Consider the following 13,771-nt stretch of genomic DNA (forward strand, 5'->3'; position numbering starts at 1 on the left):
CCGTGGGTTCGGCAGTTATGCCGCAGCCACCGATGTCGAGAGACCGCAGGTCTCAAGCCCAGCCACCCTTGGGCCTCTTTTTAGCGCCGTTGCAGTGATCCTGCGGCGGCGTATGGCAACGCGAAAAAGGACGCAAGCCCATGCAAAAACGCAGTTTTTTTGATGACGTTGATCCCGCTGAAACCCGGGAATGGCTCGAAGCCCTGGAGTCTGTGGTAGAGCGTGAAGGCCCGGAGCGGGCCGCCTGGCTTCTGGACGCCATCACCAACGAAGCCCAGGAACAGGGCGTTTATCGCACCCATCTCAACACTCCTTATCTCAACACCATTGCACCCAAGGACGAAGCCGCTATCCCCGGTGACATGTTCATGGAGCGTCGCATTCGTTCCTTGGTGCGCTGGAATGCATTGGCCACGGTCATGCGGGCCAACATGGATAACGACGACGAGCTGGGCGGGCATATTGCCTCTTTTGCCTCTTCCGCCACGCTCTACGATGTGGGCTTCAACCATTTCTTCCGCGCTCCCAGTGACGAGAACGAGGGCGACCTGGTGTTCTTTCAGGGGCACTCGGCCCCGGGCGTGTACGCACGGGCCTACCTGGAAGGGCGAATCAGCGAAGAGCAGTTGGATAACTTTCGCCGGGAAGTGGATGGCAAAGGGTTGTCGTCTTACCCCCATCCCTGGCTGATGCCGGACTTCTGGCAATTTCCCACCGTGTCCATGGGGCTGGGGCCGATTCAGGCCATCTACCAGGCTCATATCATGAAGTACCTGCAGAATCGGGAATTGATCCAGCAGGACAACCGTAAGGTTTGGGCATTCCTGGGTGACGGGGAAATGGATGAGCCGGAATCCCTTGGCGCCTTGGCGCTGGCCGGTCGTGAGAAGCTGGATAACCTGGTGTTCGTGGTGAACTGTAATCTGCAGCGCCTGGATGGCCCGGTGCGCGGCAACGGCAAGATCATCCAGGAATTGGAAGGCGTGTTCCGTGGCGCCGGCTGGAACGTGATCAAGGTCGTGTGGGGCCGCCTGTGGGATCCGCTGCTGGAGAAAGACAGCGAAGGCCTGTTGCGCCGCCGCATGGAAGAATGTGTGGATGGCGAATATCAGGCCTACAAGAAAAACGGTGGGGCCTACACGCGCGAACATTTCTTTGGCGAGAACCCGGAGCTAAAGAAACTGGTCGAGCATATGAGTGACGATGACGTGTATCGCCTGAACCGGGGCGGCCACGATCCGTTCAAGGTGTATGCGGCTTATGATGCGGCGGTGAAACATACGGGGCGGCCCACGGTGATTCTGGCCAAGACCGTAAAAGGCTATGCGACCGGTGCCGGAGAAGCCGTCAATAAGGCCCACCAGATGAAGAAGCTGGACCTGGAAAGCCTGAAGGATTTTCGTGACCGCTTCGACATGCCGTTCACCGATGAACAGTTGGAAGACGTGCCCTACTACCGCCCGGCGCCGGATTCCGCTGAGCTGCGTTATATGAAAGAGCAGCGCGACAAGCTGGGCGGCTATATGCCCGTGCGTCGGCAGAAGGCCAGTCAGCAATTAACCATCCCTGGGCTGGATGTGTTTGCCAATTTCCTTGAAGGCAGTGGTGATCGGGAAATCTCCACCACCATGGCCTTCGTGCGCATGATGAGCACGCTGATCAAGGACAAGCAGATCGGTGAGCGCGTGGTGCCGATTGTGCCCGATGAAGCACGGACCTTTGGCATGGAAGGGCTGTTTCGCCAGTTAGGGATTTACTCATCCGGTGGTCAGAAATACGAACCGGAAGATGCCGGCCAGGTGATGTACTACCGGGAAGACAAGAAGGGTCGCATTCTCGAAGAAGGCATCAACGAAGCGGGCGCCATGTCCGGTTGGCTGGCAGCGGCCACAAGCTACAGCGTCCATGACTTCACGTTGATTCCGTTCTACATCTATTACTCCATGTTCGGCTTCCAGCGTGTAGGCGATCTGGCTTGGGCGGCGGGGGATTCGCAAGCGCGGGGCTTCCTGCTGGGGGCCACTGCCGGGCGAACCACCCTCAACGGTGAAGGCCTGCAACATCAGGATGGTCACAGCCACCTCCTCGCCAGCACAGTGCCCAACTGTGTCAGCTACGACCCTGCCTACAGCTATGAGCTGGCAGTCATTCTTCAGGATGGCCTCAGACGCATGTATGAGGACAACGAGAAGGTGTTCTATTACCTGACCCTGATGAATGAAAACTACGTGCACGGTGCCATGCCGGAAGGCGCGGAAGAAGGCATCCGCAAAGGCATGTACCTGCTGCGCGAAGGGAAGCCAAAAACCAAGAAAACCCCGCGGGTTCAGTTATTGGGTAGTGGCACGATACTGCGCGAAGTGGAAGCCGCTGCAGAATTATTGCGAGAGGACTTTGGTGTGGCGGCGGATGTGTGGAGCGTCACCAGCTTCAACGAACTGCGCCGTGAAGGTCTTCGGATGGACCGTGATGACATGCTAAATCCGGAGAAGGACCGCACGCTAAACTGGGTAGAAAAATGCCTGGAGGGTCGTACTGGCCCGGTGATTGCGTCTACCGATTACATGCGCGCTTTCGCGGACCAGATCCGCCCTTGGGTGAAAGCTCCGTACTCGGTGTTGGGCACCGATGGGTTCGGGCGTAGTGACTCGCGCCAGAAGTTACGCCATTTCTTTGAAGTGGACCGTTACTTCGTGGTGCTGGCGGCACTGAATGCCTTGCGCAAAGAGGGCAAAGTTGAAGCTGCGGTGGTGAAGCAGGCTATCGAGAAATATGGCATCGACACGGATAAACCCTATCCGGTGATGCATTGATCGCACCCGTCACTGATTACCGATCAGTGATCTCACTATAAGGAGTCAAGGTGTGAGTAAAACGCAAATTCATGTTCCCGATGTGGGCAGCAGTGATCCTGTTGATATCATCGAGATCAGCGTAAAAGTCGGCGATACCATTAGCGCCGAAGATACGATTATTGTCATCGAATCCGACAAGGCTACGGTGGAAGTGCCTGCACCTCAGGGCGGCACCATTGCTTCTATCAGTGTGAAGGTAGGCGATCGGGTGAAGGAAGGTGATGTGGTGCTGGAGTTGGATGCCGAGGAGGACGATGACGCCTCGGACTCTGAATCGAAAGGAGATGATGGCAAGGAAAATGAAGCTGAGAGAGCGGCTGACAATCAGGCTAAAGATAAGGAAAAAGAACCCCAGGCAAAGCCGTCCAGTGAGCAGGACAAACAGCCCACAGAGCAGGCGGCAAGCAGCACGGAAACCGTGAAAGTGCCAGATCTCGGTGATATTGATGGGGCTGAGATTATCGAAGTGAATGTGGCCGTGGGTGACGAACTCGACGAAGAGCAAGTCATCGTGGTGGTGGAATCGGACAAGGCGTCGCTGGAAATTCCGTCGCCGAAAGCCGGCAAGGTGGAATCGGTCAGCGTTAGCGTCGGCGACAAGGTTGGCACTGGTGATGCACTGATTACACTGGCGGTTGCCGGTAGTTCAGATTCTGCCTCGGCAGCAGACGACAAAGAAGAGCCTGATCGTGAAGAAGGTGGCGATGCAGGAAAGACCAATGCCTCCGGCAAAGAAAGCGCTGGCAAAGACGTTGAGAAAAAAGCAAAGAGAGAAGCGGAGAAAGAGGCTTCCCCTTCACCTTCCCGAGCGCAATCCGACAATACCGGTGCTCCTCCTTCGACGCCTGTTCATGCGGGGCCGGCGGTGCGTAAGCTGGCCCGTGAGACCGGGGTGGATTTATCCCAGGTCAGCGCCACAGGCCCGAAAGACCGCATTCTCAAAGACGATGTGCATGCTTATGTGAAACAACGTCTGGAAGGGTCGCAACCGGCCGGCGGCGCTGGCGGTGGGCTGGCGGTAGACTTGCCGGATATCGATTTCAGTCAGTTTGGTGATATTGATCGAGTTGAGCTGAATAAGCTACGCAAAGTTTCTGCCCAGAACTTGACGCGTTCCTGGCTGACCATTCCCCATGTGACTCAGCATGACAATGCGGATATCACCGACCTGGAAGCATTCCGTAAAAACCAGAACAAACGTCTTGAACGTGAAGGCGTCAAGCTGACCATGTTGGCATTTCTGGTGGCTGCCTGTGCCCGAGCTTTGAAGGAATTCCCCCGTTTCAACAGCTCGCTGGAAAACAGTGGCGAAGCCTTGATTGAGAAGGGCTATATCAATATTGGTATCGCGGTGGATACCCCCAACGGCCTGGTCGTGCCGGTGATCAAGGATGCGGACAAGAAAGGGTTGAAGGATATTGCCCTAGAGATGGGGGAGCTGGCAGAGAAAGCCCGTAATCGCAAACTGACCCCCGCCGACATGAAAGGTGGGACCTTCAGTATTTCGTCCCTGGGCGGTATCGGTGGCACGGCATTTACGCCGATTGTGAACTGGCCGGAAGTGGCGATACTCGGTGTGAGTCGTTCTGACACACAGCCGGTGTGGGATGGGACCCAGTTCCAGCCGCGGCTGATGTTGCCCATGAGCTTGTCCTACGATCACCGGGTTATTGATGGTGCAGCCGCGGCGCGATTTACGACTTACCTGAGTCAGTTGTTGACGGATATGCGCCAAGCGCTGTTGTGAAAAGCGGTGTGAAGTAGACGGTAAAATATGTCGGTTTACGCTTTTCAGGCTCTCTGTGCCCTTGGGTAAACACGACTTATGGAAAATAGTGTGATATGTGAAAACAAAGAAGGCCTTCATTTGAAGGCCTTCTTTGTTAGTGGTGCAGCGTTAATGATTAACGTTCTTTGCGCTTTTCGTGGCGGTCGTCACTGCGCTCTTTCCGGTCTTCTTGCATTTTGGCCAGCTTTTCTTGCTGCTCGGGTGTCAGTAGTGCATTGATTTTTGCCTGGGTCTCATCGTGCAAGGCTTTCATTTTTTTACCCTGCTCTTCAAAGACTGTCGTCATTTGGGCGCTTTGCGCATCGGTCAATTCCAGTTTTTTGGTCATGTGCTCAACCATCTTTTCCCCGCCCCGGTGACCGGGACCCATGGCAAAAGCGGAGGTGGCAAAAACAGCGAGAATAACGATAGCGATCTTTTTCATGGGGCTCTCTCCTTGTGACTCCATTGAGTCCTTGAATGTGATGGAGAGAGTATTACGGAACAAGGTGCAAGGAATATGCAGGAAATGTGGAAGAAGCAGTCACAAGCTTCAAGCCTCAAGCTGCAAGGAAAATCAAAACCGCAACGGCGCCTGATTCGTGCTGTAGGCGGTGTTACGGCGTTTCCAGCCGATACCCTACTCCGTATACACTGCCAATCCAGTCATGGGATTGTTCGTCGCGGTCGCTGAGCTTGCGGCGCAATTTGCGAATGTGGCTGTCGATGGTGCGGTCGGACACCACGCGATGATCCTTGTAGATTTCGTCCATTAGCTGGTCCCGTGACCAGATGCGACCTGGCTGGCGGGATAGAGTGGCGAGCAGTGCGAATTCGATGGCAGTGAGTGCGATGCGTTGCTGGCCCTGTGGCTGCTTGAGAATGGCTTCATAGCGCTCCTCATCAAGCTGCAATCCGTGTTCTTGCTCGGTGGGTTCGGGATTGGCGCGGCGCAGCACGGCCTTTACCCGGGCCACCAGTTCACGGGGGCTAAACGGTTTGCAGATGTAATCATCGGCGCCCAGCTCCAGGCCCAGCAGGCGGTCCACCTCATCCACGCGGGCGGTGACCATAAGGATGGGCACGTTGCTGTGCTGGCGGATGGCCTTGCACACTTCCATGCCGTCGCCGTCGGGCAGCATCAGATCCAGCAGCACGGCCTGAAAAGATTGCTCGCGAGCCAGAGTGATGGCGGTTTTGGCGCTGTCGGTCTGTTCGGTCTGGTAGTGGGCGTGGTGCAGGTAATCGGCCACCAGTTGTGACAGGCGCGGTTCATCTTCCACGATCAGGATGCGGCTCATTGGGCGACTCCCGGGAGAGTGATCAGGATGCGTACACCGCCCAAGGGGCTGTGTTCCGCATGTAGGGTGCCGCCGTGGGCCTCGACAATGCGTTGGCAAATGGCGAGACCCAGGCCAGCGCCGCCGGTACGACGGTTGCGTGAGCTTTCGACGCGGTAGAGGTGATCAAACAGTTTGGGCAGGGCGTCGTCAGGGACGCCGGGCGCGCTGTCGTCCACCGTTAATAACCAGGTGCTGTCTTCCTGTTGGTTCAGGGAGACGGCCAGCTCGCCGCCGTCGGCGGTGTATTTGAGGCTGTTCTGGAACAGGTTATCCAGTAACTGGCGCAGGCGCACCGGATCCTGTTGGAGCAGGGCCTGGTTGGGCAGGATGGTTTTGCAGGTGATGTCACGCTGCGCGAACGCACCTCGGTAACTGTCGAGCACCTCTTCTACCAGACTGCTCAAGTCTTCTAAACGGAACTGGTAGCGTAAATTGCCACCGTCGGCCAATGCCAAGTCGTGCAGGTCGTTAATCAGGTGGGTCAGTTGAGCGACTTCACTTTCCAGCCCTTTCAGGTTTTCCTGATTCAAGGGCCGTATGCCATCGCAAAGTGCTTCCAGTTCGCCCTGAAGAATGGCCACCGGAGTGCGTAGCTCATGGGCAATATCTGAGAACCAGCGTTGGCGTGCCTGCTGGCCTTGGTCAAGACGCTCGGCTAACTGGTCAACCTGGCGGGTCAAGGTGCCGAGCTCATCCCGGCGGTCACTGGCCAAGCGAGAGTCGTAGTGACCTTCCTGCAATTCACCGGTATGGCGGGAAAGCGCCAGAATCGGTGCCACCAGGTGGCGAGCCAGCAGCCAGGAAACCAGCAGAGACAGGCCGAGCCCTACGCACAGCATCCACAGGGCAAAGCGAAGCTGGCGGTCGATGAACCGGCGGTCGAGTTTGTCGCGTATGGCTTCCTGGTCTGGGTAAGTCAGATAACCCACGATGCGGCGGCCATCCTGAATGGGCACATCGACACGGTATTTTTCCGGGGCATGCGGACCAAGCAGCACACGCTTGCGGGCATCGAGCAGCTGCAGGTGACGGTGGTTGCCGCGGTCGTCTTTGCCCTCTTCTCGATCACCGGCCAGCCAGTAAAGTCGCTTCAGGCGGCGGGGGTCGTCGCGCAGAAACTGCCAGGATCTCTGCTGTTGGTAGAGAGTGCCCAAGTGATTGGCCAGGCGCTGTACCTGGGATTGCTGGCGTTCGTCCAGGTAGGTATCCAGGCTGCGCACGAAAGACAAGTAATAGAATCCGCTGGCCGCCACAATCAGGACCAGAAAGGTACCCAGGAAGATCAGAAACAGTTTATTGCGAATGCCCATGGCGCTACGTCTTCAGTGAGGACGGTCAGTGTAGCGCGGCGGGGTGGGCTGTGGGGTGGTTTGCACAATCTTTCCATAATGCGACGCCGGATGCCTGGTGCCGGACGACAGACATAGGAACAGGCCGACCCTGTTCTGTGGGAGCGGTCGTTCGACCGCGATTGCATACTTCAGATCAAAATCGCGGTCGAACGACCGCTCCCACAGGGGCTGTACTACTTACCGATCTGCCTTCTGTACCCACAGGGTTTCCGGGGTCTCATGGCGCAGGTTGATCAGGCGAGCCATGACGAACAGCAGGTCGGAGAGTCGGTTAATCAATGCCTGGCTTACCGGGTTCACGGCGTCGTCGTCGGCTTCGCGAAGGGCAATCACGTGACGTTCCAGGCGGCGTGCCACGGTACGGCAGTGGTGGCACCAAGCGGCATCCGGGTGGCCGCCGGGGAGCACAAACTCTTTTAGCGGGGGTAGTTCGGCGTTGATGGTGTCTGCTTGGGATTCCACTTCCACCAGGTCGCGATCATCGATGACGCGGTGGCCGGGAATGGCCAGCTCGCCGCCGATGTCGAACAACATCTGCTGGACCAGGCCTAGTATCGCGTCCAGATCGTTATCCAGCGGGCGCGCACGCAGTACGCCCAAGGCGCTGTTCAGTTCGTCCAGCTCGCCCAGTACCACGATGCGGGGGTGAAACTTGCTCACCCGTGAACCGTCGGCCAGACCGGTTTCGCCGGCATCCCCGGTGCGAGTGATGACCCGATTAATGCGCGTTTTGTCTGTTTTTTTCTCTGACATGGTGCATTCCTTGGCTGGAGCGCTTTGCTCTGTGAGGAGACTGCCTGCCGCCGAGCTTTTCGCGTGCAGGCACGCTCCCACAAAGAATGAATTTATAAACTGATGCCGATCGAGGCTCGGTAATGACGTTCTGGCAACGGGTAGAGTACCGCGTTGCTGCTGCCCGGGTTGTAGTTACCGTAGTCCGCATTCACGTTGTCTTCCAAGTTGTAGACACCGGCTTTGAGATAGAGTTTGCGATAGCGGGCCGTTAGTTGCAGATCGGTGGTGCGGTAGTGATCCAGTTTGCGGTACTCATTGTTCACGTCACCATCGTAATGCCGATCGCCCACGTAGCGGTGGCTGATCTGGGCGGACAACCAGGAGAGAGCCTGCCAATCGGCAATCAGTTCCATGGTGTGTTCGGGCACCAGGGGTACGTCGTTGCCGCTGAAGGGGCCGCCATCAAAGCGGGCTTGCTGGGCGCTGGCGTTGGCGGTGAAGGTGATGTCCTTGTCCAGCCGCCAACGAGAGTTGATGCTGACCCCCTTGTGCACGGTGCGGTCGTCCAGATTGCGGTTGGCGAAAGCGATGGGGTCGTAAATGATTTCGTTATCGATTTCGGCGCGCCAGAAGGTCAGCGTGGAGTGTTGGCGGCCTTCTGACCAACTGGCCCCGGTGGTGTAGCCGCGGCCGGTTTGCGGGTCGATGGGTGGGTTGAACGGAGACAGTTCATCCACATTGGCGACGCGCACGCTGCGTTGGGCGCCGGCGAACACGGCCAAATTGCCAGTGAAGGTATAACGGATACCGCCTTCGTACATTTCCCCATCCTGCTCTTTATCGGCCCCTTCGCCACTGAGCGTGCTTTCCAGCTGGCGAGCGCCGGCGCTGACCGAGAGTTTCGGCGTCAGGCTGACCAGGTTGTGCAGGTACCAGGCACGCTGGCTCTGTTCCAGGTCCCGGTCGCCAAAATTGGTGCGGCTGGTGTAATCGTACTGGTGCAGATCCAACCCCAACGTCCAGTTATGGACGGCACTGCCGGTGGCCGTCTGGCCTTCCAGCTTGGGGGTGAAGCTGTAGCTGTCCACCACCGATTCGCCGTTGAAGCCGCTGGAGGGGTAGCGGTACTCCTGAGTTTGACGGCGGCGACTGGCGTCCAGGGTCAGGGCTGTGTTGCCGGCCATGGCGATGCGCAGGCCGGGCATCAGCCAGTAGCTGTCTTGTTCGGCGTCGTCGTCGGGGGTGTCGGCGCCTTGCGGATCATTGTTGAATTCCATGGGGTCGCGTCCGCCAGGTAGACCCAGGGACTGCCGGGTACCGTTGGCGGTGAAGTAGGCTTCCACGCCGTCTTGCTGGTAGCGCAGGTCGGCGAAGGCACTGTCGTTACGCAGGGCGTTGTTGTCCCGGTAGCCGTCGCTGTCTTGTGTGCTCAGTGCCACGGCACCGCTCAGGTTGCCGTGGTTGCCGGTTGCGTAGCCGTTGCCGCCCAAGCTGTTGTAACTGCCGCTGTTGATTTCCAGCCCGGCACTGTTGCGGTAGCTGCGACGGGTGATGATGTTGACCACGCCGCCCACGGCACCGTTACCGTACAGGGCGGCCCCGGCCCCGGGTAATACCTCGATGCGTTCGATGGCGGCCAGGGGAATACCGGCCAGTTCGGGGGTTGTCAGGTCGATGTTGGAGAGCCGGCGGCCGTTCAGCAGGATCAGGGTGTTCTGGTTGCCGGTGGCGCCGAAGCCGAGCAGGTCCACGCTGGCGTTACTGCCGTTGATGCCATACAGGCGACTGCTTTGCAGGCCACCCACGGTGTCCAGCACATCCGCCAGGTTGGTCGCCGGCAGGCTGTTGATGGTTTCCCGGTCGATCACCACGGTGCCGGTGGGCAACTCGCCGGCAAGGCTGGTGTTGCGGGCGCCACTGACTTTGACCGTTCTCAGGGCGTGTCGATCGTTGGCCTTGTCCGCTGTGTCATCGGGTTCACTGGCGCTCCCCAGCAACGGGGTGGCCAATAACAGGCAGGCAGCCGCGGGTAAAAAAACCGCGTAGTAGTGAGTGGCGTGGCGAGTCGACATTCATCCTCCGAACAATGGGGTCTGCACGCAGGGGAGCTTACCAGAGCCAGCCGCTGACGGCCTGTGCGTTTATGTAGGTGTCAGGGCCTCAATCAGGCGGCGGTGGGTGGGCAGGTCCATGCCGTGGCGTTGTGCCTGGCGTAACAGCCAGCCGTTGATGGCCTCGATTTCCGTGATGGCACCGCGCTGCCGGTCGGCGCGCATGGAGGAGGTGTTGCCGGCGGTAGCGCGCGCTACCTGCAGCACGGCGGAAAACGAGTTGCCGGGCCAGCTGGAATCCAGTGTGGTTAGCAGGGTGTCTGCCTCGGCACATAGCGCGCGGGCTGCCTGCTGCAATGCGGGATCGTCAACGAGGGCGCCGTTGGGCACATCGTGCAGGGCGGTGAGAGGGTTGATCACCGCATTGGCCACCAGCTTTTTCCATTGCACGAAGCGTATGTCTGCTTCCCAGCGCAGATCGGGCCAGTGGCGCTGCAGGCCTGCAAGCCATTCTGGCGGTTGCGAGAGACCGCCGAGCCAGGTGGTGTTTTCCGCCACGATGGTGTGCTGCGGCGATTGTCCTTTTACCGCGCTGGTGGTGATGGCCTCCAAGACATTGGTGCCGGGGGGAAGGCGGCCATCCAGTGCGCCCATGCCATTCTGGAAGCGCAACACCTGGGTGGTGCTGTTCAGGTGGCCGCTCACTCGGCGTAAGGCTGCTTCTGTGTAGGGCGTTTTGCTGGCCACCAGCAAATACGCAATGGTGTCGGGCAATTGTGCTGGGCTGACGCAGGGCAGGGTCAGGGATGCGTTCTGATCAGAAAAGATTAGCTGTTTGTGGCGAGGCGGTGTCGGGCTGTTCGTCACGACGCTGACGGCATGACCTGCTCGGGTCAAATACCAAGCGGCAAGGGTGCCCATGTTGCCGGCACCGAGCAGGTACCAGTGAGGAAGGGATTCAGTCATGCAGAGGATGGTAAGCCCTTGGGGCCATGAAAAGGAGGCTTTTTCTGTGTGCGCGTTTCCGGGTTGGCCTTGTCAGGCGCTCGCCGCAGCGGAGACGATTCGTTTTTCTGCCAGGGCTTGTTCCAGCTCCAGGCTGGCCTGCTCCAGCATGCCGTCCGCGCTGTTATTGCCTGCTGATGCGCTCAGGGAAATGCTGACTTGCAGGCTAAGAAAACCCGCGGCGGTCTGATAGGCGCGGTGGTTCAGGCTGTCGTACAGGCGCCGAAAGCTGGTCGGGTCGCAATGGCTTAACTGTGGCTGGTAGGTGATCAGGGCGAAGTGGTCTTGCTGCAAACGGCACAGGCGATCCATGGGCCGGACCGATTGGCGCAGTCGGCGGCTGAAGGCCAGCACGCCTTGCTGCATGACCTTGTTGCCGCGTTGGCGTTGTTGTAGCTCGAAGTCTTCCAGACGCATCAGCAGCACGCAGGCGGCCCCGCCGCGTTTCTGGGCTTGCTTGAGCGTGCTGTCCAGGGCTCGCAATGCATCCTGACGATTGCCAAAACCGGTGAGCGGGTCGATAAGAGCCTGGCGCTTGAGCTGGCGGTTCACCGTCAGCATGCGCTGGTAGTCGGTCTGTACCCGGTTGTGGCGCTGGATAATGCGGTCCGCGGCCATTACCCGGTGTTGCAGTTGTTCGGTCATGGCGGACTTGGAGACGAAGTCGTCCACGCCTTGATCGAACGCCTGCTGCAGGGCGTCCACCCCTTCGCGGGCAGTGAGCAGCAGTACATAGGTATAGCGGTTGTTGGCCTCGTCGTTCTGGCGGATGCGACGGGTCAGCTCCAGGCCGTCCATGCCGGGCATCAACCAGTCTGCCACCACCAGGTCGGCCGGTTTTTCGGCCAGTTGGCCAAGGGCGTCGTCAGCGCTGTGGGCGTGGCGAATGCCGGTATAGCCGGCGGTGGCCAGCGTACGGTTCACCACAGCGGCGGAAAAGCGGGCGTCGTCCACCACCAGGATATCGAGTTCAGAGACGGTCATTGGCGTTCTTGTTGTTTTTTGTAAGTCTCGACTATAGCCGGTTTGTGAATTGATTGAAAAGTATACGGTGAACCGGTCGATCCTTTGTGGCTCTGTGCCCGGACCTCAGTCTCGGAAGGCGCTGTGGCGCTGGATCAGGTAGATAAGCCCCAGCACTGGCACGCCCATCAGGCTGGCCAGCAGGAAAAAGCCTGGGTAACCCAAGTTGTCCACCATGCTGCCGGAGTAGCCACCAATGGTTTTTGGTAGCAGCGTCATCAGCGAGCTGAAGATGGCGTATTGCACGGCGGTGAAAGATACATTGGTGAGCTGTGAGAGGAATGCCACAAAGGCGGCACTGGCCAGGCCGGCGGTGAGATTGTCCGCCGAGATCACCGCATAGAGGATGCGGATATCGTGGCCCGCATAGGCTAGCCACAGGAACAGCAGGTTGGTGGCCACGGTGAGGAATGCGCCCAGATAAAGCACCCGGATGACGCCGTGGCGCATGGCCAGCAGCCCACCCAGAAAACCGCCGGCAATGGTCATGAACAACCCGAAGGTTTTCACCACCCCGGCAATTTCGTTCTTGGTGAAGCCCATATCCTCAAAGAAGACGTTGGAAATGACCCCCAGCACAATATCCGAAATGCGATAGAACCCCACGAAAACCAGCAGTAGAAGTGCCAGACGTTTGCCGTAGCGCTGGAAAAAATCCTTCACCGGGTCCAGGTAGCTTTCCTGTACCAGTTGCTTGTCGTACAGGGGGGTCAGGGAGAGCATTTTTAACAGCCCCGCCACCAGTGTGATTGCCAGGGCCAGGCGCAGGGTTTCCACCACCAGGCCGGATAAGGCTCCGTTGTTTACTGCATCAGTGAGTGTCTGGCGGAAGGCTGCGGCGGAGTCGGCGGTGAATATGTAGACAGTCACAAAGGCGGCTATGCCCACCACAAACAGGGTCAGGAATTTGAGGTACTGACGGCTGGTGTACTGCGAGTTGGATGGCCGGTGGTTTTCCGGTTCGCGAATGATCAGGGTGGTGACGGCCCCGACCAGCATGGTCAGTGCCATAATGGCATAGGTGCTTTGCCAGGCAGCGTAGCTGTAGGCCTCGCTGGTGGAGCCCAGCCAGCTGGCCAGCACCAAGGAGCCGGCCCCGGAGGTGAGCATGCCGATCCGGTAGCCGGCGATATAAGACGAGGACATCAGCGCCTGCAGTTCCGCCCCGGCGGATTCAATCCGGTAGGCGTCGATAACGATATCCTGGGTGGCGGCGGTGAAGCCGAGCAGTACCACCGCAAAAGCCATCAAGTTCAGGGCGCCGGGTTGGGTTGGGTCGACCAGGGAGATACTAAAAATGGAGGCGGCGACGGCCAGCTGTGCCACTAGAAGCCAGGCTCGCCGGCGGCCAAGCCAGCGGGTCAGGACAGGAATGGGCAGGCGGTCAATCAGCGGCGCCCAGAGAAATTTGAACGAATAAGCCAGCGCCGCCCAGCTGAAGTAGGTGACCGTGGAGCGGTCCACGCCGGCTTCGCGAAGCCACAAGGACAGCGACGAAAAAATCAGCAGCAGTGGAATGCCCGCGGAAAACCCGTAAAAGAACATGGTCTCCACACGGGGGTGCTTGAAGGCTTTCAGGGCTTGTAGCCAGCTGGCTGGTTGTGGGGGCATAGGTCTCTTAGCGGGTATTGCCGATGGG

Annotated in this window: 10 protein-coding genes; 2 read left to right on the forward strand and 8 right to left on the reverse strand. The window is 58.7% G+C overall.

What is annotated here, in order from left to right; all coding sequences use genetic code 11:
- Positions 1–140: 140 nt before the first annotated feature.
- Entirely contained in the window at positions 141–2,813 is a 2,673-nt protein-coding gene (gene aceE / locus ABNH18_RS00695) for a pyruvate dehydrogenase (acetyl-transferring), homodimeric type (protein WP_349380964.1), read from the forward strand.
- Between the two features lie 52 nt (positions 2,814–2,865).
- Positions 2,866–4,602 (forward strand): dihydrolipoyllysine-residue acetyltransferase, encoded by a 1,737-nt coding sequence (gene aceF, locus ABNH18_RS00700; RefSeq protein ID WP_349380965.1) that lies wholly within the window; start codon positions 2,866–2,868, stop codon positions 4,600–4,602.
- Between the two features lie 157 nt (positions 4,603–4,759).
- On the opposite strand, the gene ABNH18_RS00705 is transcribed toward aceF, so the two are convergent.
- The 8 genes from ABNH18_RS00705 to ABNH18_RS00740 form a co-directional block, all read right to left on the reverse strand.
- Complete coding sequence (locus ABNH18_RS00705) at positions 4,760–5,068, reverse strand: hypothetical protein (protein ID WP_349380966.1); 309 nt, start codon at positions 5,066–5,068, stop codon at positions 4,760–4,762.
- Between the two features lie 172 nt (positions 5,069–5,240).
- Positions 5,241–5,924 (reverse strand): response regulator, encoded by a 684-nt coding sequence (locus ABNH18_RS00710; RefSeq protein ID WP_349380967.1) that lies wholly within the window; start codon positions 5,922–5,924, stop codon positions 5,241–5,243.
- Positions 5,921–7,276: an ATP-binding protein gene (locus tag ABNH18_RS00715; RefSeq protein ID WP_349380968.1), complete on the reverse strand. Its 1,356-nt coding sequence runs from the start codon at positions 7,274–7,276 to the stop codon at positions 5,921–5,923. Before ABNH18_RS00715 ends, ABNH18_RS00710 begins: the two co-directional genes overlap by 4 nt.
- Before the next feature lie 219 nt (positions 7,277–7,495).
- The gene (locus ABNH18_RS00720) at positions 7,496–8,071 is read right to left on the reverse strand and encodes a cob(I)yrinic acid a,c-diamide adenosyltransferase (RefSeq protein ID WP_349380969.1); all 576 of its coding nucleotides are present in this window, start codon (positions 8,069–8,071) and stop codon (positions 7,496–7,498) included.
- A 92-nt stretch (positions 8,072–8,163) separates the two neighbouring features.
- Positions 8,164–10,125, reverse strand: a complete 1,962-nt coding sequence (locus ABNH18_RS00725) for a TonB-dependent receptor plug domain-containing protein (protein WP_349380970.1) — start codon at positions 10,123–10,125, stop codon at positions 8,164–8,166.
- Positions 10,126–10,194: 69 nt separating this feature from the next.
- Positions 10,195–11,070, reverse strand: coding sequence for a ketopantoate reductase family protein (locus tag ABNH18_RS00730; RefSeq protein WP_349380971.1), 876 nt, complete (start codon positions 11,068–11,070; stop codon positions 10,195–10,197).
- Between the two features lie 72 nt (positions 11,071–11,142).
- Positions 11,143–12,093, reverse strand: coding sequence for a GGDEF domain-containing response regulator (locus ABNH18_RS00735; protein ID WP_349380972.1), 951 nt, complete (start codon positions 12,091–12,093; stop codon positions 11,143–11,145).
- A gap of 105 nt (positions 12,094–12,198) precedes the next feature.
- Positions 12,199–13,743 carry an AmpG family muropeptide MFS transporter gene (locus tag ABNH18_RS00740; protein ID WP_349380973.1) on the reverse strand — a complete coding sequence of 515 codons (1,545 nt, stop codon included), beginning with the start codon at positions 13,741–13,743 and terminating at the stop codon, positions 12,199–12,201.
- Positions 13,744–13,771 lie beyond the last annotated feature (28 nt).

Origin of the sequence: Alcanivorax sp., assembly GCF_040118815.1 — a bacterium.
Taxonomy (GTDB): domain Bacteria; phylum Pseudomonadota; class Gammaproteobacteria; order Pseudomonadales; family Alcanivoracaceae; genus Alcanivorax.